The 23381-nt window shown below is 52.3% G+C and carries 22 protein-coding genes and 2 pseudogenes; 22 read left to right on the forward strand and 2 right to left on the reverse strand.

What is annotated here, in order from left to right; genetic code table 11:
• Positions 1 to 84 precede the first annotated feature (84 nt).
• From OCV68_RS12795 to mobQ, 16 genes and pseudogenes are all read left to right on the forward strand, one after another.
• Positions 85 to 168 (forward strand): annotated as a pseudogene (locus OCV68_RS12795) (Maff2 family mobile element protein); the annotation flags it as partial.
• Positions 169 to 188: 20 nt separating this feature from the next.
• Positions 189 to 1058 carry a VirB6/TrbL-like conjugal transfer protein, CD1112 family gene (locus tag OCV68_RS12800; RefSeq protein WP_113999327.1) on the forward strand — a complete coding sequence of 290 codons (870 nt, stop codon included), beginning with the start codon at positions 189 to 191 and terminating at the stop codon, positions 1056 to 1058.
• A gap of 14 nt (positions 1059 to 1072) precedes the next feature.
• The gene (locus tag OCV68_RS12805) at positions 1073 to 1507 is read left to right on the forward strand and encodes a PrgI family protein (RefSeq protein WP_113999328.1); all 435 of its coding nucleotides are present in this window, start codon (positions 1073 to 1075) and stop codon (positions 1505 to 1507) included.
• Positions 1425 to 3854, forward strand: coding sequence for a VirB4-like conjugal transfer ATPase, CD1110 family (locus OCV68_RS12810; RefSeq protein ID WP_394803514.1), 2430 nt, complete (start codon positions 1425 to 1427; stop codon positions 3852 to 3854). The genes OCV68_RS12805 and OCV68_RS12810 overlap by 83 nt, the downstream gene beginning before the upstream one ends.
• Positions 3847 to 4020 carry a hypothetical protein gene (locus OCV68_RS12815; RefSeq protein ID WP_199488081.1) on the forward strand — a complete coding sequence of 58 codons (174 nt, stop codon included), beginning with the start codon at positions 3847 to 3849 and terminating at the stop codon, positions 4018 to 4020. Before OCV68_RS12810 ends, OCV68_RS12815 begins: the two co-directional genes overlap by 8 nt.
• Positions 4013 to 5035, forward strand: coding sequence for a DNA cytosine methyltransferase (locus OCV68_RS12820; RefSeq protein WP_113999329.1), 1023 nt, complete (start codon positions 4013 to 4015; stop codon positions 5033 to 5035). The genes OCV68_RS12815 and OCV68_RS12820 overlap by 8 nt, the downstream gene beginning before the upstream one ends.
• Positions 5032 to 7011 carry a C40 family peptidase gene (locus OCV68_RS12825; protein WP_262573239.1) on the forward strand — a complete coding sequence of 660 codons (1980 nt, stop codon included), beginning with the start codon at positions 5032 to 5034 and terminating at the stop codon, positions 7009 to 7011. Before OCV68_RS12820 ends, OCV68_RS12825 begins: the two co-directional genes overlap by 4 nt.
• Before the next feature lie 26 nt (positions 7012 to 7037).
• On the forward strand, positions 7038 to 7310 hold the full coding sequence (locus OCV68_RS12830) for a DUF4315 family protein (protein ID WP_113999331.1): 273 nt from the start codon (positions 7038 to 7040) through the stop codon (positions 7308 to 7310).
• Positions 7300 to 8376, forward strand: a complete 1077-nt coding sequence (locus OCV68_RS12835) for a CD1107 family mobile element protein (protein WP_262573242.1) — start codon at positions 7300 to 7302, stop codon at positions 8374 to 8376. Before OCV68_RS12830 ends, OCV68_RS12835 begins: the two co-directional genes overlap by 11 nt.
• Entirely contained in the window at positions 8369 to 9823 is a 1455-nt protein-coding gene (locus OCV68_RS12840) for a DNA topoisomerase (RefSeq protein WP_449555770.1), read from the forward strand. Before OCV68_RS12835 ends, OCV68_RS12840 begins: the two co-directional genes overlap by 8 nt.
• A 14-nt stretch (positions 9824 to 9837) precedes the next feature.
• Complete coding sequence (locus tag OCV68_RS12845; protein WP_097769765.1) at positions 9838 to 11700, forward strand: recombinase family protein; 1863 nt, start codon at positions 9838 to 9840, stop codon at positions 11698 to 11700.
• 186 nt (positions 11701 to 11886) lie between these two features.
• On the forward strand, positions 11887 to 12201 hold the full coding sequence (locus tag OCV68_RS12850) for a hypothetical protein (RefSeq protein ID WP_097769766.1): 315 nt from the start codon (positions 11887 to 11889) through the stop codon (positions 12199 to 12201).
• Between the two features lie 84 nt (positions 12202 to 12285).
• Positions 12286 to 12846: an RNA polymerase sigma factor gene (locus OCV68_RS12855; protein WP_262573247.1), complete on the forward strand. Its 561-nt coding sequence runs from the start codon at positions 12286 to 12288 to the stop codon at positions 12844 to 12846.
• Positions 12843 to 13661: a hypothetical protein gene (locus tag OCV68_RS12860; RefSeq protein ID WP_097769768.1), complete on the forward strand. Its 819-nt coding sequence runs from the start codon at positions 12843 to 12845 to the stop codon at positions 13659 to 13661. Before OCV68_RS12855 ends, OCV68_RS12860 begins: the two co-directional genes overlap by 4 nt.
• An 83-nt stretch (positions 13662 to 13744) precedes the next feature.
• Positions 13745 to 14041: a DUF3847 domain-containing protein gene (locus tag OCV68_RS12865; RefSeq protein WP_195309142.1), complete on the forward strand. Its 297-nt coding sequence runs from the start codon at positions 13745 to 13747 to the stop codon at positions 14039 to 14041.
• Between the two features lie 131 nt (positions 14042 to 14172).
• Positions 14173 to 15786, forward strand: a complete 1614-nt coding sequence (gene mobQ / locus OCV68_RS12870) for a MobQ family relaxase (RefSeq protein ID WP_394803515.1) — start codon at positions 14173 to 14175, stop codon at positions 15784 to 15786.
• 76 nt (positions 15787 to 15862) lie between these two features.
• On the opposite strand, the gene OCV68_RS12875 is transcribed toward mobQ, so the two are convergent.
• Positions 15863 to 16282 carry a nuclear transport factor 2 family protein gene (locus OCV68_RS12875; RefSeq protein WP_055059684.1) on the reverse strand — a complete coding sequence of 140 codons (420 nt, stop codon included), beginning with the start codon at positions 16280 to 16282 and terminating at the stop codon, positions 15863 to 15865.
• An 89-nt stretch (positions 16283 to 16371) separates the two neighbouring features.
• Here OCV68_RS12875 and OCV68_RS12880 point away from each other — a divergent pair, with 89 nt between their 5' ends.
• The 6 genes and pseudogenes from OCV68_RS12880 to OCV68_RS12905 all read left to right on the forward strand — a co-directional run bounded on the left by OCV68_RS12880 (position 16372) and on the right by OCV68_RS12905 (position 22354).
• A complete protein-coding gene (locus OCV68_RS12880; RefSeq protein WP_262573251.1) occupies positions 16372 to 18273 on the forward strand; it encodes an AAA family ATPase in 1902 nt (633 codons plus the stop codon).
• A 186-nt stretch (positions 18274 to 18459) separates the two neighbouring features.
• Positions 18460 to 18936, forward strand: coding sequence for an IS200/IS605 family transposase (gene tnpA, locus OCV68_RS12885; RefSeq protein WP_262573253.1), 477 nt, complete (start codon positions 18460 to 18462; stop codon positions 18934 to 18936).
• A gap of 211 nt (positions 18937 to 19147) precedes the next feature.
• Positions 19148 to 19339, forward strand: a complete 192-nt coding sequence (locus OCV68_RS12890) for a transposon-encoded TnpW family protein (protein ID WP_055059682.1) — start codon at positions 19148 to 19150, stop codon at positions 19337 to 19339.
• Positions 19340 to 19359: 20 nt separating this feature from the next.
• A pseudogene (locus tag OCV68_RS12895) lies at positions 19360 to 20049 on the forward strand (DNA topoisomerase); the annotation flags it as partial.
• On the forward strand, positions 20036 to 20515 hold the full coding sequence (locus OCV68_RS12900) for a hypothetical protein (protein ID WP_113999334.1): 480 nt from the start codon (positions 20036 to 20038) through the stop codon (positions 20513 to 20515). The pseudogene OCV68_RS12895 and the gene OCV68_RS12900, both read left to right, overlap by 14 nt.
• Before the next feature lie 12 nt (positions 20516 to 20527).
• Entirely contained in the window at positions 20528 to 22354 is a 1827-nt protein-coding gene (locus OCV68_RS12905) for an antirestriction protein ArdA (protein ID WP_262573257.1), read from the forward strand.
• Between the two features lie 649 nt (positions 22355 to 23003).
• Here OCV68_RS12905 and OCV68_RS12910 read toward each other — a convergent pair.
• A complete protein-coding gene (locus OCV68_RS12910; RefSeq protein WP_113999337.1) occupies positions 23004 to 23336 on the reverse strand; it encodes a DUF6050 family protein in 333 nt (110 codons plus the stop codon).
• Positions 23337 to 23381 lie beyond the last annotated feature (45 nt).

The following is a 23381-nucleotide window of genomic DNA, read 5'->3' on the forward strand; positions in this document are numbered from 1 at the left end:
CCCGCCGGGACGGTTCTCTTAACAACACCATATAGATTTTTGTACGCCGCCGCCCGCCATCGAGCAGAGTTTTACACCTAATTGGGGATAAAACAGTTGATGGCTGGCGGCGGTGTCGCCCTCATCGGCATCACACTTGTCCCTCTGCTCTCCGGCCTGTTCGGTTGATCGTCCGGCGGTGATCGCTTATGGGCGGCATACTCGACAAACTCGATGAATGGCTCCGAGGGCTGCTCATCGAGGGAATCACGGGAAACCTGTCGGGCATGTTCGATACGGTCAATACCAAAGTAGGCGAGATCGCCGGTGAAGTGGGACAGACGCCGCTGGCATGGAACAGCGGCGTCTTTTCTATGATCCGAAACCTCTCTGAAACGGTGATCGTTCCAATCGCCGGAGTTATCCTGACATTCGTAATGTGTTATGAGCTGATCCAGCTTGTGACAGAGAAAAATAATCTGCACGATGTAGACACCTGGATGTTCTTCAAGTGGATTTTCAAGACCTTCTGTGCCGTTCTCATTGTGACGAACACATGGAATATCGTCATGGGTATCTTCGATGTCGGGCAAAGCGTTGTGAACAGCAGCGCAGGCGTCATCATCGGGAATACCTCCATTGATATCAGCAGCGTCATCACGGATATGGAGGCGCAGCTTGAAGCCCTGGGCACGGGAGAACTGTTCGGGCTGTGGTTCCAGTCCCTTTTTGTGGGACTTACCATGAACGCCCTTTCCATCTGTATCATGCTTGTCATCTACGGCCGCATGATCGAGGTGTATTTGACAACTTCCGTTGGACCGATTCCGCTTGCCACTATGACAAACCGGGATTGGAGCCATACAGGACAGAACTACTTGAAATCCCTGTTTGCATTGGCGTTCCAGGCATTTCTAATCATGGTGTGCGTGGGAATCTACTCTGTTTTGGTACAGAGTATCGCCACGGACGGAAATATCTCAAGCGCGATATGGGCCTGCATGGGCTACACGGTCCTGCTGTGCTTCGCCCTGTTCAAGACCGGCAGCCTCTCTAAGAGCCTGTTCGGAGCGCATTAAGGAGGCTTGATAAATTGGCGTATGTAACCATTCCAAAGGATTTGACAAAAGTAAAATCCAAAGTGCTGTTTGGGCTTACCAAACGGCAGCTTATATGTTTCGGAGCGGCGGCACTCATCGGAGTACCGCTTTTCTTTTTGCTCAGACGCACGGCCAGCAACAGCGCCGCCGCGTTCTGCATGATTATCGTCATGCTCCCGTTCTTTCTGCTCGCCATGTATGAGCGGCACGGCCAACCCCTGGAGGTGGTGGCCGGACAGGTCATCCGCTGTATGTTCCTGCGGACGAAAGAGCGGCCTTACCAGACAAACAATTTCTATGTAGCCCTGGAGCGGCAGGCCCAGGCGGAAAAGGAGGTGAAAGCCATTGTTCAGAAAGCGAAAGCCAAAGCCGCAGGCACGACAGGCGGCAAAACCCACGGTAAAGCTGACCGCCGCAGAAAAGCGTGAGATCAGCCGTATCTTGGAAACTGCCAGAGGCGACGGCAAGGTACATTCTGCACAGGACACCTTACCGTTCCGCCAGATGTACCCGGACGGCCTGTGCAAGCTGGACGATCACACCTGGTCGAAGTGTATCGAGTTCGAGGATGTGAATTATCAGCTTGCGAAACCTGACGATCAAACAGCGATTTTTGAAGCCCTCTGCGATATGTATAACGCCCATGACGCTTCTATCGGGATGCAGCTCTCCCTTGTGAGCCGCCGCATGAACCGGGAGGATTTTGTAAAGCGTATCGAGATCGCGGCGCAGGGAGATCACTTCGACCATATCCGTGAGCTTTACACGCAAATGCTCCGCAAGCAGCTTGAACGGGGCAACAACGGTCTTATCAAAACAAAGTACCTGACCCTCACCATCGAGGCACGGGACAGCAAAACCGCACGGGCACGACTTTCCCGGATCGTCATGGACGCCCTCAACCATTTCAAGGTCATGGGTGCTCTGGCAAAGGAGCTTGGCGGCAAGGAGTGGCTGGAAATGCTCCACGGCATCCTGCACCCGGACGGGGAACGGTTTGCCTTTGAATGGAGCTGGCTTGCCCCTTCCGGCCTGTCGGTCCAGGATTTTATCGCACCTTCTTCTTTCCGCTTCGGTGAAGCAAGGAAGTTCACGATGGCGGATAAATTCTGTGCCGTGTCCTTTCTGCAGATCAGCACACCGGAAATGGATGACCGTATGCTCACCGAACTGCTGGATACGGACAACGGGCTGCTTGTCAGCCTCCATATCCGCAGCATGGATCAGAACGAGGCAATCAAAACGGTCAAGCGGAAGATCACCGACATTGACAGTATGAAGATCGACGCACAGAAAAAGGCGGTGTGGGAAGGTTTCGATATGGATATCATCCCCACTGACCTTGCCACCTACGCAGGCGAGGCAAAGAATATACTCCGTGATCTGCAAAGCAGAAATGAGCGAATGTTCCTGATGACCTTCCTGGTGGTGAACTTTGCGGACAGCAAGCAAAAGCTGGAGAATGACCTTCTCCGTGCGGCAAGCGTGGCGCAGAAATATAACTGCTCCCTGGTGCGGCTGGACTTCCAGCAGGAGGACGGCTTCGTGTCGGCTCTGCCCCTGGGTGTCAACCGCATTAAGATACAGCGTGGGCTTACCACTTCGGCGGTGGCGGTGTTCGTTCCTTTCACCACGCAGGAGATTTTCCACGGCGGCGAAGCTCTCTACTACGGGCTCAATGCCACTTCCGGCAACATGATCCTTGCTGACCGCAAAAAGCTGAAAACGCCCAACGGCATGATCTTAGGTACGCCCGGCAGCGGCAAGAGTTTTTCAGCAAAGCGTTCCATCGTGGGTGTGTTCCTGAATACAAAGGACGATATCTTGATCTGCGACCCGGAGGCAGAATATTTTCCGCTGGTGAACCGTCTGGAAGGCCAGGTCATCAAAATCTCACCTACCAGTACACAGTATGTGAACCCTATGGATATCAACCTCAATTACAGCGAGGATGATAACCCGCTGGCGTTGAAATCTGACTTTATCTTGTCGTTCTGCGAACTGGCGGCAGGTGGCCGGAACGGTCTGGACCCGGTGGAAAAGACGGTCATTGACCGTGCCGTGCGGATCGTATATCGCCCCTATATCGCAGACCCCCGCCCGGAGAATATGCCGCTGTTGGAAGATTTGTATGACGAGATCAAGCGGCAGCCGGAGCCGGAGGCACAGCGGATCGCGGCGGCACTGGAACTGTATGTGCATGGCAGTCTGAATGTTTTTAACCACCGTACCAATGTGGATATCAACAACCGTATTGTCTGCTTCGATATCAAGGAGCTGGGAAAGCAGCTCAAAAGCCTGGGTATGCTGGTGATCCAGGATCAGGTGTGGAACCGTGTTTCCCAAAACCGGGATCAGGGCAAATCCACCTGGTACTTCGTGGACGAGTTCCACCTTCTGCTGCGGGGCGAGGTTGGTTCCTGGAGTGTAGAGATTTGGAAACGCTTTCGCAAATGGGGCGGTATCCCCACGGGGATCACGCAGAACATTAAGGACCTGCTTTCCTCCCCGGAGATCGAGAACATCTTTGAAAACAGCGATTTTGTGTACCTTCTGAACCAGGCCAGCGGAGACAGGAAAATCCTCTGCGAGCGCCTGAATATCTCCAACCAGCAGGCGGCGCATATCAGCAACGCAGGCCCCGGCGAGGGGCTGATCTTCTTCGGCAATGTGATCCTGCCTTTTGTGGATGACTTCCCGAAGGACAACGAGCTTTACAGCATTATGACAACAAAACTTGGTGAAACCGGGAAAGGAGAAAACGAACATGAATGATCCCCGCTATTTGCATACGGAAGAAAAGCAGGAAGGTGAAACCTTCTTTGATGTGATGAACCGGCTGATTGCCAGAAGCAAGGCGGTCACGGCGGATATGGAGGCGGTCCTTGCGGAGCTGGAAAGTGAGATCGAACCGTTCCGTGCGCCGAAGAACCATGAATAAACTGACCCATGTGAGCCTGTTTTCCGGCATTGGCGGTCTGGACCTGGCGGCGGAGGCTGCCGGGTTTGAAACCGTCTGCCAGTGTGAGTGGGCGGATTTTCCGCACTCCGTCCTCTCCGCACGATGGCCGGATGTTCCCAGGTTCCGGGATATTACTACTTTCACGAAGGAGGCGTTTTTTGAAAAAACAGGACTTGAAACAGTTACCGTTATCTCAGGCGGCTTTCCCTGTCAGCCCTTCTCCACCGCCGGAAAACGGAAGGGCTTTGCGGATGAACGCTACCTGTGGCCGGAAATGTGCCGCGTTATTACCGAGCTGCGGCCCCGTTGGGTGCTTGGGGAAAATGTTGCTGGCTTCATCAATATGGGGCTCGACAAAACGATCTTTGACCTGGCAAAAGCGGGATACGCTGTTCTCCCATTCGTATTTCCGGCTTGCGGCGTCGGCGCATGGCATGAGCGCCAGCGAACTTTTATCGTCGCGGCTGATGTTTCCCACACCCCTTGCCTCCGACAACAACACCGCCAGGGACGCGGCAAGCCTGGATGTGTTCCTGTCGGACAATGGGATATTCCGCAAGAGGAACCGAAACGGGGCGATCTGGAGCCTCAGCCTGTCGGCGGCGGTATTCTATCTGACCCCGGTGGCGTCGGACGGTTTCCGCTCGACCTTGAAGCCATCGGCCTTCGATCCGACGAAGAAGGACGGGAACCTGTCGGCGCAGATCATCTCCCAGGAGCGGCCGGTGTCCGAAACGGCAGCACTGAACCCGGATTGGGTGGAATGGCTCATGGGCTTCCCGAAAGGATGGACGGACGTATCCTCTGGGCCGCCGAGCCGGAAGGAATCCCCCGCATGACCGAGCGCATGGATGACCGGGCGCTGCGGTTGAAAACCTTGGGAAATGCGGTCTGCCCGCCCCAGGCATATCCCATTTTCCGCTATATCGCCATGATCGAGAATGGCACCTGCGGTGACTTCTGCCCCTATGGAAAGGAAGGTGACTGCCTATGAGGGAACTGAAAACAACCGATAAGATCACGCAGAAAATGACCCGTGACGGTGCGGTATCGGAAAACCTTGCCACAGGCGAGGTGAAACATATTAGCAGCCGGGAGCCGGAAACGGAGCTGTCCGCTTCTTCGGAAGAATCCGCTGGCGCTGCGGCTGACCTTGCCCTGCGTGCGGCGGAACACCATGAGAAGAAAAGCGCACGAAAGGCGGAAAAGGCTGACACCCAGGCGGTGCGGGATGGTTCTGCCGCAAGGCAGCGCCCGTCCTCCCGCCTGCAATTTACCGAGGAAGAACGTGCCGATCCCGTACTTGGAAAGTACATCGACCGTTCCGACCGTGCGGCGGACAGGCTGGACGCGGCAAAGACCGCTATCCCCACAAAGAAAGTTCTCCGTACCGAGCGTGTTTTTGACGAGACAGCCGGAAAAGGCAAAACGCAGCTTCACTTTGAAGAAGTGGAGAAACGCCCCAATGGACGCCTGCGGCACAATCCGCTTTCCCGACCGATCCATGAGATCGTCCACGCCGCCCATGCGAAGGTGCATGAAGTAGAGCAGGAAAATGTGGGTGTTGAGGCCGGACACAAAGGCGAGGTGTTGACGGAACGCGGGTTTGCCTACGGAAAAGGTAAAGTCCGTGCCGCCATCCACCATCACCGCACAAAGCCCTGGCGTGACGCGGCAAAGGCAGAGCAGGCTTCGGTCAAGGCAAACGCCGAGTACCTTTATCAAAAGGCTTTGCATGATGATCCTGCATTGGCGGCTTCTAACCCGGTATCCCGCTTTCTGCAGAAACAGCGGATCAAGCGGAACTATGCAAAGGAGCTGCGACAGGCGGAGAAAACCGCAAAGAACACAGCGGCCACGGCGAAAAGTGCGGCGCAGAAAGCAAAGGACGCCTTCAAGGAAACATTCCTCTACATCAAACACCATAGCCGGGCGGTGCTGTTGGTGATCGGCATTGGCGCCTGTGTTGCCCTGCTGTTTGGCGGGGTATCTTCCTGTTCCATGATGGCAGGCTCCGGTGTGGGCGGTGTATTTACTTCTTCTTATCTCTCCGAGGATGCGGATATGCTGGCTGCAGAGGCGGCCTACTGTGAACTGGAGCAGGAGCTTCAATATGAGCTGGACCACTATGAGACTCTGCACCCCGGATATGACGAATACCGTTTTGATCTGGATGAGATCGAGCATGACCCTTATGTGCTGATCTCCATTCTCACGGCGTTCCATGAAGGGGTGTTTACCATCGATGAGGTTCAGGAGGAACTGCAAATGCTCTTTGAAAAGCAGTACATCCTGACGCAGACCGTGGAAGTGGAGGTACGCTATCGGACGGAGACACGGACAGACAGCGAGGGAAATGACTATGACGTGGAAGTACCGTACAACTACTATATCTGCAAGGTGAGGCTGGAAAACTTCGACCTTTCCCATGTGCCGGTCTACATCATGGACGAGGAAACACTTTCCTTGTACGCGGTCTATATGGCAACGCTGGGAAACCGGGAAGATTTGTTCCCAGGCTCCGGCTATGTAGACAAGTACACCAAACCACCCACCACCTATGATATCCCGCCTTCCGCACTGGAAGATGAAACCTTTGCAGCGCTCATTACCGAGGCGGAGAAGTACATCGGCTATCCCTATGTCTGGGGCGGCAGCAATCCGAACACTTCTTTTGATTGCTCCGGCTTCGTATCCTGGGCGCTGACGCAAAGCGGCGTCTGCAATACAGGACGGCTTGGGGCGCAAGGACTTTACAATATTTCCACCCCGGTATCCTCTGCCAACGCAAGACCCGGCGACCTGATCTTTTTCGTCGGTACTTACGATACACCGGGCGTTTCCCATGTGGGTATCTATGTGGGCGGTGGAAAAATGCTGCACTGCGGCGACCCCATCCAGTATGCAGATATCAACACAAGCTACTGGCAATCCCACTTTTACGCTTTCGGGCGACCACCCTACAACTAAAAAACGATATGGAGGTAATTTGATTTATGGCAACGACACAGAAGATCCGCAATGACATTGCGAAAACCAAAGAAAAGATCGCGGAGCAGCAGAAACGCCTTCGTACGCTGGAGGCCCAGCTTGCGGAGGAAGAAAATCTGGAAATCGTCCGCATGGTGAAAGCCGTGAAGATGGATAACAAGGAACTGACCGCCTTCCTGAAAGCCTATGCCAGCGGTATGATCTCCCTGCCGGAAGGTATGCTGCAGGAGGGCAACACCGAGAATGAGGAAACGGAGGGATACGAGGATGAAGCATAACTTTATGACAAAAATGGTATCGGCTCTTTTGGCGGTGGTGCTCAGCACTGCCGCTTTTTCTATCACCGCCTTTGCCAGCGGCGGCGAGGAAAGCACGGAATCCGTGACCGAACAGGAAACGGTCGGGGATGTTTCTGATCTGCTTTCCGCTCTGGCAGGCAGCCAGGTCACGGTATCCGTCACCGAGGATGGTATCCAGTTCAGTTCCGGCGAAAATGACTCTGGGCAGACCGGCACCGTCACCACGGGCGGCGGCAATCTGAATGTCCGCACGGGTGCGGGAATGGATTATACCGCCTTCACCCAGATTCCCAACGGAACGACCGTGAAGGTGATCGGAACGGATGGCGACTGGCTGAAAGTCATCCTGCCGGAAAAGGTCGGCTATGTCTATTCCGGCTACATGACGGTAAGTGACGGCGAGGCTGGTTCCGGGGAAGGTTCTTTCTCTCTGGACACGGAAACGCTGGAAAATCTGCTGGGGATGCTGGGCGGCGGTTTGAATGGCGGTGTCGCCTTGACTCCGGACGGGAACCTTTCGCTGATTGACGATATTGGCAGCCCGACCGCCAGCGGCAAGCAGTTTATTACAGTGGAAACGAAGAACGGCAATGTGTTCTATCTCATTATCGACCGTGACGATGAGGGCGAGGAAACCGTGCATTTTCTGAACCAGGTGGATGAAGCCGACCTCATGGCGCTTACGGAGGATGGAGAAAAGGCGGAAACACCTATTGTCTGCACCTGTACGGAGAAGTGCCAGGCCGGAGCGGTCAATACCGCTTGCCCGGTCTGCGTAAAGAACCTTAGTGAATGTGTTGGCACGGAACAGAAAGCTGCGGAGCCCACCGAACCGGAGAATCCGGAACCCGAAAAGAAAAGCAATGCCGGGGCAATCCTGGCGGTGCTGCTGATTCTTGCAGCCGGAGGCGGCGCGGCAGTCTATTTCCTGGTGCTGAAACCGAAGCAGGGAAAGAAAGTTCCCGCTGATCTGGATGATTTCGACCTGGGGGATGAAGAAGAATATTTGACCGAGGACGAGGAAACGGAGGAAAAGAATGAGTAAACTGATTATCGCAGAAAAACCGAGTGTGGCAAAATCTATCGCATCGGCCCTGGGTGCTTCATCCAGGGCCGACGGCTTTTATGAGGGCAATGGCCTTCTTGTATCTTGGTGCGTGGGGCACTTGGTATCCCCGATGGATGCGGGCGGCTATGACGAGCGTTTCAAGAAATGGCGTTATGACGATTTTCCCATTCTGCCGGAGCCGTTCCGCTATGTGCTGGCACCGGGCAAGGAGGATGCTTTTGAAAATCTCCGTGCCCTGATGGACCGCTCCGATGTGGATACCATCGTCAATGCCTGTGACGCTGGGCGTGAAGGCGAGCTGATCTTCCGTCTGATGTATGAAATGGCTGGTTGCCGCAAGCCGGTCCTCCGTCTTTGGATTTCCTCGATGGAGGACAGCGCTATCCGGGAGGGCTTTTCTGACCTGCGCCCCGGCGCCGATTATGAAGCCCTGTATCAATCTGCCCTCTGCCGCCAGAAAGCGGATTGGCTGGTGGGGATCAACGCCACGCGCCTTTTCTCCGTTCTCTATCACCGCACCTTGAATGTGGGCCGTGTTCAGACCCCCACACTGGCAATGCTGGCGGAGCGTGACGCAAAGATCACGCTGTTTCACAAGGAAAAATATCATTTGCTGCGTCTGACGCTGGATGGAACCGAGGCGGTGTCGGAAAAGTTCACCGATCCAACGGAGGCGGAACAGGCAGCGGTCATGTGCAAGGGTGCGGCCGTCACCTGTACCTCTGTCACGAAGGAACAGAAGAAAGAACAGCCGCCGAAGCTCTATGATCTCACCACCTTGCAGAGGGAGGCAAACCGCCTGTTCGGATACACGGCAAAGCAGACCTTAGATTACGCACAGAGCCTCTACGAAAAGAAGCTGCTGACCTATCCCCGCACGGACAGCCGGTATCTGACCTCCGACATGGTAGAAACGGCTTCCTGCGTGATCCACCTGGCGGCGAAACTGCCACCTTTTGATGGCTGCACAAACTTCTTCCCGCTGGTGGAGACCATGATCTCCGACAAGGATGTATCTGACCACCATGCTATCATCCCGACTATGGAGATTGAAAAAGCGGATTTGAAATTGCTCCCCGTTGGTGAACGAAACCTTCTGCTGTTGGTCTGCTGCAAGCTGCTGTGTGCGTCGGCGGAGCCGTATGTGTATGAGGAGGTCACGGCTGCCTTTGACTGCGGTGGCCATTCCTTCACCGCAAAGGGCAAGCGAAACCTCTCCGAAGGCTGGCGGGAGATCGACCGCATTTTCCGTGCCTTCTTGAAGGAAAAGCCTGCGGATGGGGACGGCGGCACGCTCCCGGACTTCACCGAAGGGCAGACTTTTGACGGCGCAGAGGTTGCTGTCACCGAGCATTTCACCCAGCCGCCGAAGCCCTACACCGAAGATATATGCTGTGAAAGGGGGATAAGAAATCACCCATAGAAAGGAGCGTTCCCATGAAACCCAAGAAATTAGGCAACGGTAAAATCACCGCCCTTTATGAGAGATTGAGCCGTGACGATGACCTCACAGGTGATAGTAACAGCATTATCAATCAAAAGAAAATGCTGGAGGACTATGCGAAAGCCAACGGTTTTACGAATTGCGTCCACTTCACAGATGATGGTTGGTCTGGTGGAAGTTTTGACCGCCCAAGTTGGAAGCGCATGATTGAGGGCATTGGAAAAGGCGAAATCGCTGCTGTCCTTGTTAAAGATTTGAGCCGCGTCGGTAGAGATTATTTACAGGTGGGCTTTTACACCGAAGTGATGTTCAGAGAGAAAGGTGTGCGGTTTGTTGCCATTACCAACGGAGTAGATAGCGACAAACGGGAAAGCAGCGAGTTTGCACCCTTTTTGAACATTATGAACGAATGGTATATTCGTGATTGCAGCCGTAAGATAACCTCTGTTTTACGGGCAAGAGGTATGTCCGGCAAGCACACAAGCAACCACTGTATCTACGGTTACAAGAAAGACCCCAACGACAAAGACCATTGGATTATCGACGAGGAAGCTGCCGAAGTAGTACGCCGGATTTATCGCATGGCCATTGAGGGAAAAGGCCCGTATGAAATTGCCCGCATATTGGCAACGGAAAAGGTTGAGCGCCCCTCTTACTATCTTGCACAGCGCGGTATGGGAAACCATCAATCAAACTACAATGCCGCAGACCCCTACACATGGCGCGGCGGTACAGTTGCCGACATACTCTCCAAGCAGGAATATATGGGGCATACGGTAAACTTTCGGACTTATAAGGAGAGCTATAAAGATAAGCGCGTCAAAATGACCCCCAAAGAGGATTTAGTCATTTTTGAGAACACACAAGAAGCTATCATCGACAAGGAAACATGGGAACGCGTACAAACTCTACGGAAAACCATTCGCCGGACAGACAGCATAGGAAAGGCCAATCCACTAACCGGCTTGATGTTTTGCGCGGATTGCGGTGCAAAGATGTATAACCACAGGGGCAAGGCCGGAAACGCGCGTGACTGGGCGGGCAGACCCAACGGGAAAAAGCGTCCGGATCGTGACGAGTACAACTGTTCCCGTTATGATTTGGGCAACCAGCATTATGATAAATACTGCACGACGCACCTTATTCGTACTGCTGTTGTAAACGAGCTTTTGTTGGAAGCCATCAAGGGCGTTTGTGACTATGCGTTGAACAATGAAGCTGAGTTTATGGCACAGGTCTGCTCCGCTTCCGAGGACAGGCAGGAAAAAGCTGCAAGATCCATTCGCCAGCGGAAGCAGCGCAACGAGAAGCGTACCGATGAACTGACCCGCCTAATCCGAAAGCTCTATGAGGACAATGTAAGTGGCCGACTTTCCGATACCCTTTTTGAACAAATGCTCAGAGATTTCGAGGCCGAGCTAAGCGATTTGACAGAAATCGTTTCCCAAGACCAACAGGAACTTGAACGCATAAGCAGGGAAACCATCAACGCCGAAAAGTTTCTTTCCCTTGTCAGAAAATATACAGACTTTTCCGAGTTGACCCCTGCCATGATAAATGAGTTTGTAGAAAAAATCCTCGTCCACCAAGCCCAGGGCAAAGGAGCAAGCAGAATACAGGAAATTGAAATTTTCTTTAATTTTGTTGGTAAGGTGGACATCCCTCACAAGGAAGTGGAACTGACCGAGGAAGAAAAGGCCGCGTTAGCGGAACAGGAACGCCGCCGAGCGAAAAAAGCAGAGTACAATCGACGCTATATGGAAAAGAAACGCAGGCAATGGAAAGAGCAGCAGGAGCAGGAGCAAGCCGAGCAACTGCCCCTTGCCGCCGAACAGAAAGGAGAACACATAGCATGAGCTAATTTATGTTTGACGGTCAAGAGCCGGAAAAAACAGAAATCTTGCGATAGGAACCTCCCGGACGAGGAATGGTTCACCGGGGCGGTTTCTATTTGAAAATCCTCATTTTCCCCAAGTCAAGAGCCGGGAAAAACACCCGAAAAATGCCCCTATTGCGTAACAGGGGCGCAGAAAGGAGAGTTTATGAGAACAGGGCTTACGAAGCAGGAAAAGACCACCGATATTTGGTTTGACGAGAAAGACCCCCTTATCCATATCCGCACCCACAACACCGACTTAAAGAAGCGGCTTGCCGCCTACGCCGGACAGTACCCCGACCAGTGCTGCCAGACCGACGCAGACCCCGAAACGGGCTGCATGGAGTTTGATATTGCAAAGGGGCGTTTCTCTTTCCGTCTGACCGCCCCATACAGTGAGGAACGGAGGAACGCCGCCAGCAAAGCGGCAAAGAAACATTCCGGCAACTTGACACACCCTATTCAAAAAGATGTGCTATAATTTTTTTGAAAAAGTTTCGGATTAGATGTAGTATTCGCCGCTGAAACCGTAGTATATAGGTGAAGCCGGAAAGGAGGCGGTGTGATGATAGAAGATGAGAAAATCATTGAAATGTTTTTTGAGCGTTCAGAGCAAGGCATACGGGAGCTGGATATAAAATACGGTAAAGTCTGCCACAAGTTATCGTATAACATTGTTAACAGCAGGCAGGACGCGGAGGAATGTGTCAACGACGCTTACTTAGGAGCATGGAACGCAATCCCCCCGGCGAACCCCCACCCGCTTCTGACCTATATCTGTAAAATCGTTCGGAACATTTCACTGAAAATCTATTACAGAAAGGAAGCAGCCAAGCGAAACAGCACTTACACGATTGCTATGGAGGAAATCGAAGCCTGTATAGCAGACCCGAACACAGTGGAAGCCGAGATTGAAGCCAGAGAGTTAGCCCGTATCATTGAAAGTTTTCTGGACACGCTGACCGTCGAGAACCGCGTTATCTTCATGCACCGCTATTGGTTTTCCGATAGCTGTAAAGACATAGCCGAGTTTGTAGGGCTTTCGGAGAAAAATATCTCCGTCCGGCTGACCCGTATCCGACAAAAAATGAAAAGCTATTTAGCAGAAAGAGAGGTATTCGTATGAACTCAAAGAAGTTTTCCGAAGCCATGAGCGAGCTTGACAGCAAGTATGTTGATGAAGCTATCAGCTACAAGAAGAAAGCAAAAAAGCCAGTTTGGGCTAAATGGGGAGCTATTGCAGCCTGTTTTGTAGCTGTAACCGTCTTAGGTGTGGGATTGTTTCAAAGTGGATTATTTGGCAGTCATACCGATATAGCCACATTGAATAACGGGGAAAAAATTGTTTTTGTGAAGTCTGATAATGTTGGCGGTTCTTTGGCTTTAGATGTAGATGTAACTACAAAGCCACTTACAGAAGATGAAACCTTAGCTTTATTTTCGGATTTACCTGTTACAGCCAATGCAATTTTTCTAAATAGCGATATAGACGCAGGCGGTTCACAAGAACTGATTGGATTTGAGGGACAAGTCGGAAATGTGAAAGTAATCATTTCAACATCAGATGTGCAGTTGCTTGATACTGTAATTGTTGGAACGGAGAAAGTCTCTGAAATCAACGGTATAACCATAGTCGCAGGATATTTTGTAACAGACCCGAACAGCCGAGGCGAGCAAAATGCTATTTACTATGCGACCTTTGAGATTGGCGATTGCAAGGTATATCTGGAAAATGGCGGCATGAAAGATGATAGCGAAACAATAAAAAATCAGTTGGCAGAAGTTATCCAGAAGCTGACAGAAAACGGGAATTTGGACTTAACTTCTTTTAGTGACGAAACAGGTATGAAGCTTGACGGAAACCCAGACGGATATGACCCGCTTCCTGACAGCCAGACTTCTGATGAAGAAGTATCAGAACAAGACCCCGCCGCAAACTGAATAATCTATCTCATATCGAAAGGGCAGCCGAGAAAATCGACTGTCCTTTTTCTATGCCGACAGGCAGAAAGGAGCGGCCAGCTATGACGAAACCGAGAGAGAAAACCCGCGAGGAATTGACTGCCGAGATTGAGGACGGAAAGAAGAAAATCCGGCAGTTTGAGAACCGGGAAAAGATGTTGCGTCAGAAGTTATCCAAAGAGGAACGCCGGACACGCAGCCACCGCCTTATCGTCCGGGGCGCGGTCTTTGAAAGCATTGTGCCGGAAGCAAAGAACATGACCGACGAGGAAGCCGCAGCACTTCTCCGGCTTGCATTGACGAGTGAACCAGCGCGGGAATATCTGAAAAAACGAGCCGAAAGCGGGAACGCCGAATAAATCCCTTTGGAACAAAGGGCGCACTTATACACCCTTGCGGGCGTGTGCGCTCTGCCGAGGGCTTATCTCCGCACAGGGAGATTTCCCCGCGCTCCGATTGGCGGCTTTGCCGCAACAAGGGGCTGCACCCCTTGCGCCGCTTCGCGGCTATCCCTGCACACCCACAAAAACAGTACACCCGCCGTTGGCGTCTGTACCATTTTTGCGGGTTTTATTATCCTATCCGGGAGGTGATACCCATAGCCATTTACCATTGGAACATCGGCATTGTGAGCCGAGGAAAAGGCAAATCAGCCGTTGCCGCAGCCGCCTACCGAAGTGGCGAAAAGCTGACAAGCGAATGGGACGGAATGACCCATGACTACACTCGCAAAGGCGGCGTTGTCCATACGGAAATCATGCTGCCGCCCCACGCGCCACCCTCATTTTCTGACCGTTCAACCTTGTGGAACAGCGTGGAGCTTTACGAGAAAGCCGGGAACGCCCAGCTTGCCAGAGAGATTGACGCGGCACTCCCCATAGAATTATCCAGAGAGGAACAGATCCGGCTTGTCCGGGAATACTGTTCCTCTCAATTTGTTTCCAGAGGAATGTGTGTGGATTTTGCTATCCATGACACCGACAGCGGCAACCCCCATTGTCATATCATGCTGACTATGCGACCACTTGACGAGCGCGGAGCATGGGCGGCGAAATCCAAAAAGGAATATGACCTTGACGAAAACGGCGAGCGTATCCGCTTGCCAAGCGGCAGATATAAGACGCACAAAGTTGACCTTACAGGCTGGAACGACAAGGACAACACCCTTTTGTGGCGCAAGGCGTGGGCTGACTATACCAACGACTTTTTGGAGAGGAACGGAAGCCCGGAGCGTATCGACCACCGCAGCAACGCCGAGAGAGGAATTGACGAGATACCCACCGTCCACATGGGCGTGGCGGCTTGCCAGATGGAGAAGAAAGGTATCGCCACCGAGAAAGGCGAACTGAACCGCAGTATTCAAAAGACAAACCGCCTTATACGGGAAATCCGGGCGCAGGTTAGCAAGCTCAAAGAATGGATAGCCGACCTGTTCAAAGTGTGGGAAACCGCCCCGAAGCAGCCGCCGCAATCTCCCAACCTTGCAAATCTGTTGATGAAGTATTTGAGCGTTCAGAGAGAAAAGAGCCGGAAGTATTCGCAGCGTTGGCAACAACAGCACACAGCCGATGAACTGAAAACCATAGCGGCAGCGGTCAACTATCTCTCCGAGCATGGCATCTCTAATCTTGACGAGCTGGACGCTTCTCTTTCCTCTGTCAGTGATAGAGCCTATTCAATCCGGGCAGGAATGAAAACCGCCGAGGAACGCATGAAGAAGCTACAAAAGCTAATTGAATACGGGAAGAACTACACAGAGTACAAGCCCATTCACGATGAACTGAAAAAGCTGCAAAACGGCTGGACAAACAAGCGCGACAAGTACGAGGAAGCCCACCGCGCCGAGCTGACCCTATGGAACGCAGCAAGTCGCTATCTCCATGCAAATCTGCCGAAAGGAACAAAGACCTTGCCTATTGCGGAATGGGAACAGGAATATGCTGACCTCAAAACACAGAGGGACAGCGATTATACCAAACTGAAAGATACCCGCACCAATGTTTCAGAGCTTCAAAAAATCCGCAAATGCGTGGATATTGCACTCCGCGCCGACCAACCGGAGCAGACGCAGAGCCGCACCAAGCGGCATGAACAGGAGCGATAAGAAAAGGACGGGCAAGCTACTTTGCCTGTCCGTCCTAAATGTTTTCCGATAAAATGGACGCTATTGATTCCTAATATTAAAACCAACTTGCTCTTTCGTCCCTAAATTCGGGCAGGTCACTATGCTCATAAGGATTATAATTATTCAAATTGCAGCCAAACTCTTTCAATGATTTTATTTTATTATCCTTTGTCCATTCAACCAGGGAAATTCCATCAAATTCCTCTATGCTCCCATTGTTCATTTCATTTTTGAAATACCACTCCACAATCGTCTGATTTCCTTTGTGGAAAAATTGTTTGATTTCCCAAGCAACGACTTTGCCACGAGTATTCCATTCCTGAAACCAGTGTTTTACGATTTGACGGTTATTATATTTTGGACCCCAACTTTCAGTATAAATTACATCTTCTGCAAAAATATTATCAATACCTAAATCCTGTTTTGTAAGCCACATTTCAAACCATAAGTGAATATTTTTTTCTCTTTCATTCACAATCCAGCACCTCACTAACTTCCGATTTTTCGGTTTCATTTTACATCAAAACTATGAACAATTCAACCACAGAAAGAGAGGTATCAGCCATGTATTACACCCAAGAACAGATAGACCACGCCAACCAAGCCGACCTTGTTTCTTTCCTGCAATCACAGGGCGAGCAGCTTACCCGCGCCGGACAGGAGTACCGCTGGAAGCGGCATGACAGCCTGACAATCCGGGGAAACAAGTGGTACAGGCACAGCCAGAGCAAGGGCGGCGCACCCATTGATTTTGTCATGGAGTTTTACGGAAAGAGCTTTACCGAAGCCGTTGAAATGCTGACAGGAGAAAAAGGCGCAGCCCCGCCGCCGGACAGACCAAGCCCCGCGCCCCTATCCGACTTCCGACTGCCACCCCGCAGCACCGACAACCGCATAGCGAGGAACTACCTCACAGCAGCCCGCCGCATTGATGAAGATGTGACGGGCTTTTTCTTTTCCACCGGGGATATTTACGAGGAAGCCGCCCACCATAACGCCGTATTCATCGGCAGAGATGAAAGCGGCATACCGCGATACGCCCATCAGCGCGGCACAGCCGGGAGTTTTCGGCTTGATGTGAAAGGCAGCGACAAAGCCTTTAACTTCTGCTACCGTGGCGAGGGCGAAAGGTTGTTTGTCTTTGAAGCCCCGATAGACCTCTTATCTTTCCTCTGCCTGTTCAAAAAGGAATGGCAGAAGCAAAGCTACCTTGCACTGGGCGGCGTGGGCGAAAAAGCCCTTTTGCGTTTCCTTTCTGACCGTCCGAACATCAAGACCGTTTACCTCTGCCTTGACAACGACAACGCCGGAAACGATGCTTGCAGCCGCCTTGCGGAGCTTGTGCCAGAGGGCTTGACCGTCCACCGCCTTGTGCCGCTTTACAAGGACTGGAACGAGGTATTGCAGCACCGGGCAGAAATCGCGGACGGGAAGTATATCCGGGAAGCGATTTACGGCTTGAAAGAGCCGCCGCAGGAAGAAACCGTTGAGATTATCCGCATGAGCGAGGTTGACACGCAAACCGTTGAATGGCTATGGGAGCCGTATATTCCCTTTGGGAAAGTAACCATTGTGCAAGGCAATCCCGGCGAGGGAAAGACCACCTTTGCCCTACGCCTTGCCGCCGCCTGCACCACCGGGGGAACGTTGCCGGGAATGAAGCCCCTGCCGCCGTTCAATGCGATTTACCAGACCGCCGAGGACGGGCTGGGCGATACTGTCAAGCCCCGCTTGATAGAAGCAGAAGCCGACCTTGACCGCGTACTTGTGATTGATGAAGCCAAGCGGGAGCTTACCCTCTCCGACGAGCGCATAGAAAGGGCAATCACGCAGAACGGGGCGCGGCTGATTATCCTTGACCCCATACAGGCGTATATGGGCGAAAAGACCGACATGAACCGGGCAAACGAAGTGCGCCCCATGTTCCGCCGCCTTGCCGATGTTGCCGAGCGTACCGGGTGCGCCGTTATCCTTATCGGACATCTCAACAAAGCTGCCGGAGGGCAGAGCGCATACCGGGGATTAGGTTCTATCGACTTCCGCGCCGCAGCAAGGAGCGTCCTGCTGATCGGGCGCGTGAAGCGAGAACCGAATGTGCGCGTTATCGTCCATGACAAATCTTCCCTTGCGCCGGAGGGCAAGCCCGTTGCCTTTTGCCTTGACCCGGAAACGGGCTTTTCGTGGATAGGCGAATATGATATAACCGCCGACGAGCTGCTGTCCGGCGCGGGCGGGAACACCGCCACCAAGACCGAACAGGCGGAACGGCTGATACTGGATTTACTGGCAGACGGGAAAGAGCTTGCCAGCGAGGACATTGTAAAAGCCGCAGCCGAAGCCGGAATATCCAAAAGGACGGTACAGAACGCCAAGCGCAACATGGGCGGCATTTTAGGCGCAAGGCGTGTCGGCGGTCAATGGTACAACTTCATCAAGAAGAAGCAGCCACCCGAACCCGCAAGCTGAAAGTGCAAAACGCAGACCCTTTGCGCTTTGCACTTTCGCACTGGTTGTACCAAAGGCAACCCCCGGCTATGCCGGGGGTAAAAAAATAGCTTATAGCGAGGAGTAGAGTAGACAAGAAAAAAGCTCCCTGTTAGATTAGAAGTGGTTTGCCGACCACACAACAATCAAAACAGGGAGGTCTTTCACGTGAAAGAAAAAGACATAAACAGTTTAGATCATACGACATGGAGATGTCAATACCACATAGTATTCGCGCCGAAATATCGGAGAATGGCGATATACGGGGAAATCAAGGTAGATATAGGAAAGATATTGAGACAACTATGCCAGCAAAAAGGAATCGAAATCATCGAAGCGGAGCTGTGCAGAGACCACGTGCATATGCTCATCAGTATTCCGCCGAAGTACAGCGTATCGCAAATCATGGGGTATCTCAAAGGGAAGAGTAGTCTGATGATATTCGACAGGCACGCAAACCTCAAGTACAAGTATGGGAACCGACATTTCTGGGCGCGAGGATATTATGTGGATACGGTAGGAAGAAATAAAAAGCAAATACAGGAGTACATAAAGAACCAGCTAACCGAGGATCAGATAGCGGATCAGGTCGAATTGAAAGAGTTCGTAGACCCGTTTACGGGTAGCGTGAACAAGAAGGCATAAAACAAAGCCCCTTTAGGGGCGGCCGGAGGAAGGAATGCGGTCGGCAAACCCCTTCGGCGCCCCTTCAGGGGCTGCGTCTGTACCAAGCCCTTCTAGGGCTTATTCAAGCCGCCGGCTTAGCCGGCGGTTTTGACTTTCAGAGTTATAGAAGAATGACTATAAGCCCTTGTGCGCCGTAGCATGAGGGCTTTTTTCATGGAAAGGAGAGCCTATGAGCAATAAAGCCAGCACCCCCGCAAACGCTTCCCCTCTGACCGTAAAGGAAGCAGAACAGCCCGATATTGTGAAGAAAATCGGAAACACGACCTATCGGGTGAAAATCCACTTCAGCACCACCAGCAAGGAAACTATGAGCGATAAAATCAAGCGGCTTATTATGAACGATTGCGGGAAAATTTCTTAAAACCACCTTGACAAAATGTATCAGAAGATACCCTCCTGTCCGCTATGGAGAATGCAGGCAAGGACGACATTCCCGACGAAGCGGAGCGAAAAGGGCTTGGCACGCCCGCGACCAGGGCGGCTATCATCGAAAAGCTGGTGGCAGCCGGATTTGTGGAGCGCAAGGGCAAGAGCCTGATCCCCACAAAAGCCGGTATCAACCTTGTCACGGTCCTGCCGGAGCCGCTGACCTCTCCCATACTGACAGCGGAATGGGAACAGAAATTGACGGAGATCGCAAAGGGCAATGCTGACCCGGATACCTTCATGGGCGGTATTCGCACGATGGTTCAAGAGATCGTGTCCACCTATTCCTGCATTTCCGAGGATGGCAAAAAGCTGTTTGCCCCGGAGAAGGAAGGGATCGGTACCTGCCCCCGCTGCGGCCAGCCGGTTTATGAGGGCAAGAAGAACTTTGCGTGTTCGGATCGGTCCTGCGGTTTCGTCCTCTGGAAAAATGACCGCTTCTGGACGAGCCGCAAGAAGGAGCTGACAAAGAAGATGGCGGCGGACCTTCTGAAAAAAGGCCGCACCAATGTCAAGGGTATGTGGTCTGAAAAGAAACAGGCTGCTTATGACGCTGCGGTGATCTTGGATGACACGGGTGGCAAATACATCAACTTCAAACTGGAATTTCCGAAAAGAAAGGAAGGTGTCAATGGCAGAAAATAAGACTTTTGAACATTTGCCCGAAGTGAGGGCGGCGGTGGCTGCCCTCTCCCCGGAGGACCGGGAGCTGCTGGCGGCGGTGCAGGCCTCGCCCTTCAAGCTGACAGCACCGGAGCAGTTCAAGGAGTTTGCGGACAACATCGACTATTTCGTATTTGAGCCCAATATCCACGATCTGAATGATCTGGGGTGGCGGTATCTGGCGCAGCACATGGATATGCTGCTGCCCCCAGAACTTCTGAAAGCGATCGACCCTGTTCCTTTTGGCAAGTACGCCATGCAGGAGGAACAGGGCCATTTTACGGAACACGGATACATTTCTCTCTCCGGTGACGAGTGGAACCATGAACGCCCTGCGGAGCCGGAGAAAAAGCCTTCCATCCGGGAACGGCTGGAACAGGGCAAGAAGGAATGTGCGGAGAAAAACAAGGCGCAGCCCCATAAGGAAAAATCTGCGCCGGAGCTGTAAGGAGGTGCTGATATGCCATATTACGATCACGACAAGGATTATCCCTTTGCCGCCTTTATCACCAATCTTGGGAAGTACAATGAGGGCGAGCTTGTGGGCGAGTGGGTGAAGTTTCCCACCACCGCCGAGGAATTGAAAGAAGTGTTTAAGCGTATCGGGATTGGCCAGAAGGATGACTTCGGCCAGCCCTATGAGGAATGGTTCATCACGGACTATGATTGCTATGTGGACGGTCTTTACAGTAAGCTGGGTGAATATGAAAATCTGGACGAGCTGAATTATCTGGCATCGAAGCTGGATGAAATGAGCGAAAGCGAATACGCACAGTTTCAGGCCGGTATGGAAATGGGCGACCATTGCGGCAGCCTGCAGGAGATCATCAACCTCACCGAGAATCTGGATTGCTATGAGGTTTACCCCGATATCCATGACTATGACGATCTGGGCCGCTATTACATCGAAGAACTGGACGTTATGCAGGTGCCAGAGCATTTGCAGAATTACATCGACTATGAGGCCTACGGCCGGGACGTTGCGTTGGAGGAAAACGGCACCTTCACGAATCAGGGCTATGTGCGTGATACGGGTGACAGTTTCCATGAGTATTACGACGGTGAGCGCGGCAGTATCCCCGACGAGTACCGGGTGATGACCTTTCAGGACGATCTTCCCGAAGAAGAAAAATCCGAGTGGGCTATGGATATAGCCTTTGACATGGACGAGTTTTTCCGTCAGAACGATCCGCAGTATGCAGCGGAGCACCCGGAGGCACACGCCGCAAAGGAAGAACTTTACGAAAACCTGATGGCAGGGCGCATTTCCGCTCTGGATGAAAAGCTGGCGGCACTGGGGCAGACGCAGGAGGACTATCTTCCTTCGGAGATTGAAAAGTTCAAGGATGCCACGGGCTATGAGGAATTTCTTGATTTTGACCCAGCGGAGGTCAAAGCCGCTTTGGATAAGCCGGAGAAGTCCCATGCGGATGAAATGCTGGCCGCTGCGGAGAAGGTTGCCTCGGAAAAGATGACTGTGCTTGTAGTGGAGCCTATGAAGGAACCCTATGTGAAGGAGATCGACCCCGATCTTCATTCCCTGCAGGCGGAGGTCGGCGGAGACATTGGCGCAACTTATCCCTATTCTGACCCGGTGGCGCTGGTTTGCAATGATGAAGGAAAGCTCATCGGGCTTGATCTGAACCGTGGGCTGCGGGATGAAAATGGAGAAATTTATGATATCGTAGCAGGGACTTTCCTGGTGGTTGGACTTGGTGAGGAAGATTTTGCGTCCCTGTCCCCGGAACTGATTCAGAAATACACGGAACAGTTCAAAACGCCGGAACGATTTATGCAGATCAATGGCAATATCGTCGTTCTCCCTGTCCCGGCAGAGAAACAAGACCTCGCTTTTCTTCCAGACCGTTTTGAAACTGGCGAACGTGTGCAGACACCGAGGGGCAGCTTTCAGGTGACGGCTATGAGCCGGGAGCAGATGGAGGCAGCCGGTTACGGTGTCCACCATATTTCCGATGATAGAAAGTACCTTATCATGGGAAACGGCACACGGGCCTTTGCCGTGGCAGCGGAGCAGCCGGAAAAGGACAATCCTCTCCGCACGGCAGAAATGACGCTGGAGGATGACTACGGCATGATCGACGGCGTTATCAACAACGGCAGACGCGGCGAGGAACTGGAGAAGGCGCAGGAACACGCGGAGCAGACGAAGCCGGAGAAGCCTTCCATCCGTGAGCGGTTAGAGGACGCCAAACGGGAGTGTGCCGAGCATAAGCCACCGGAGGGCAAGAAGCCCGGCCGTGATGTGCCGGAGCATGACTGCCTATGAGCCGAAGCAAGAAATGGCGGCTGGAATGGGCGTTCTTCCTGGGTGACAACGGCAGGCGGCAGTATAACCATATCTGTAAAAAATGTGTTCACGGCTGCAAGCAGAGTTTCCGGGCGTGTCTGGTCGCTTGTCCGCATTACAGTTCCAAACGGTCTAAAATCTGTGAGGATATGGGTGGAAAAAACACAGAATAATTCCCTGTATCCGTATTTTCAAAGGGAGCCTTTATGATTTTTCATGTGTCGGTCTGCTTGCTGGCACATGAAGAAAAAGGCTTGATTTCAGACACTTTCTGTCACGCAAAACGGGAGTACAGCTTTTCGGTTCATCCGATTGGCTGTACTCCCGCTTTTTCTTTTTGCTATCATCAAATTACTTTAACACGGTTCTGTTGTTTGAACAGGGGTACAAATTGTACCTCCGTTGAAAAGGAATTTCCATAGTATTTTCTCATTAGGATTGGATAGGAAAGGATGGATAGCCGCCGCAGTAGGCGTTGTGGGAATGTGTGTAAACTGCCAGAATTGTGAGGCTGTGGGAAAGCTGTTTGCAGACTTGTGGGAAAAGGCTTGTCTTTTTCCATCAGGTTGTGAATGGCTTTTCCATCGGCACGAGCGGCAGTTTTCCATATTTCCATGACGCAAGAAAATCATCCAACGATCAGCCGGTACACCGTCAGCGGCACATACCACACCGCCACAATAAGCCGCCAGGCCAGAACGAAACCGCCGATTACACCGCCGATAATAAAGTTCAATGCAAACAAGGCGATCCCTCCACCCAGGGAGCCGCCGCCCGGCACGATCCAGAGGCACATCCGATGGAGGCCAAACGGCAGCCCGCAGAGTATCCAGAGCCATACATAGTCAACCTCTCCGTTCTTCACGCAGGCAGATTTGAAGATACAATACAGGATCAGTGCCACGGTCACGGGCAATACGCTTTTGAAGAAAAATGCTTTGATTGCTTCGCTTCTTGTCATCGGTAAAACCTTCTTTCGCAGCTCCATTATACAGGATGCCGGGAG

Origin of the sequence: Huintestinicola butyrica (genome assembly GCF_025567215.1) — a bacterium.
Classification (GTDB): Bacteria; Bacillota; Clostridia; order Oscillospirales; family Ruminococcaceae; genus Huintestinicola; species Huintestinicola butyrica.

Excerpts from the sequence above, each read along its gene's own strand:
- OCV68_RS12800 (WP_113999327.1), top strand. The coding sequence starts at position 189 with ATGGGCGGCATACTCGACAAACTCGATGAATGGCTCCGAGGGCTGCTC.
- OCV68_RS12890 (WP_055059682.1), top strand. The coding sequence starts at position 19,148 with ATGAGCAATAAAGCCAGCACCCCCGCAAACGCTTCCCCTCTGACCGTA.
- OCV68_RS12850 (WP_097769766.1), top strand. The coding sequence starts at position 11,887 with ATGAGAACAGGGCTTACGAAGCAGGAAAAGACCACCGATATTTGGTTT.
- OCV68_RS12910 (WP_113999337.1), bottom strand. The coding sequence starts at position 23,336 with ATGACAAGAAGCGAAGCAATCAAAGCATTTTTCTTCAAAAGCGTATTG.
- OCV68_RS12900 (WP_113999334.1), top strand. The coding sequence starts at position 20,036 with ATGGCAGAAAATAAGACTTTTGAACATTTGCCCGAAGTGAGGGCGGCG.
- OCV68_RS12845 (WP_097769765.1), top strand. The coding sequence starts at position 9,838 with ATGAAACCCAAGAAATTAGGCAACGGTAAAATCACCGCCCTTTATGAG.
- OCV68_RS12820 (WP_113999329.1), top strand. The coding sequence starts at position 4,013 with ATGAATAAACTGACCCATGTGAGCCTGTTTTCCGGCATTGGCGGTCTG.
- OCV68_RS12855 (WP_262573247.1), top strand. The coding sequence starts at position 12,286 with ATGATAGAAGATGAGAAAATCATTGAAATGTTTTTTGAGCGTTCAGAG.
- OCV68_RS12880 (WP_262573251.1), top strand. The coding sequence starts at position 16,372 with ATGTATTACACCCAAGAACAGATAGACCACGCCAACCAAGCCGACCTT.
- OCV68_RS12815 (WP_199488081.1), top strand. The coding sequence starts at position 3,847 with ATGAATGATCCCCGCTATTTGCATACGGAAGAAAAGCAGGAAGGTGAA.
- OCV68_RS12835 (WP_262573242.1), top strand. The coding sequence starts at position 7,300 with ATGAAGCATAACTTTATGACAAAAATGGTATCGGCTCTTTTGGCGGTG.
- OCV68_RS12860 (WP_097769768.1), top strand. The coding sequence starts at position 12,843 with ATGAACTCAAAGAAGTTTTCCGAAGCCATGAGCGAGCTTGACAGCAAG.
- OCV68_RS12825 (WP_262573239.1), top strand. The coding sequence starts at position 5,032 with ATGAGGGAACTGAAAACAACCGATAAGATCACGCAGAAAATGACCCGT.
- OCV68_RS12830 (WP_113999331.1), top strand. The coding sequence starts at position 7,038 with ATGGCAACGACACAGAAGATCCGCAATGACATTGCGAAAACCAAAGAA.
- OCV68_RS12865 (WP_195309142.1), top strand. The coding sequence starts at position 13,745 with ATGACGAAACCGAGAGAGAAAACCCGCGAGGAATTGACTGCCGAGATT.
- OCV68_RS12905 (WP_262573257.1), top strand. The coding sequence starts at position 20,528 with ATGCCATATTACGATCACGACAAGGATTATCCCTTTGCCGCCTTTATC.
- OCV68_RS12840 (WP_449555770.1), top strand. The coding sequence starts at position 8,369 with ATGAGTAAACTGATTATCGCAGAAAAACCGAGTGTGGCAAAATCTATC.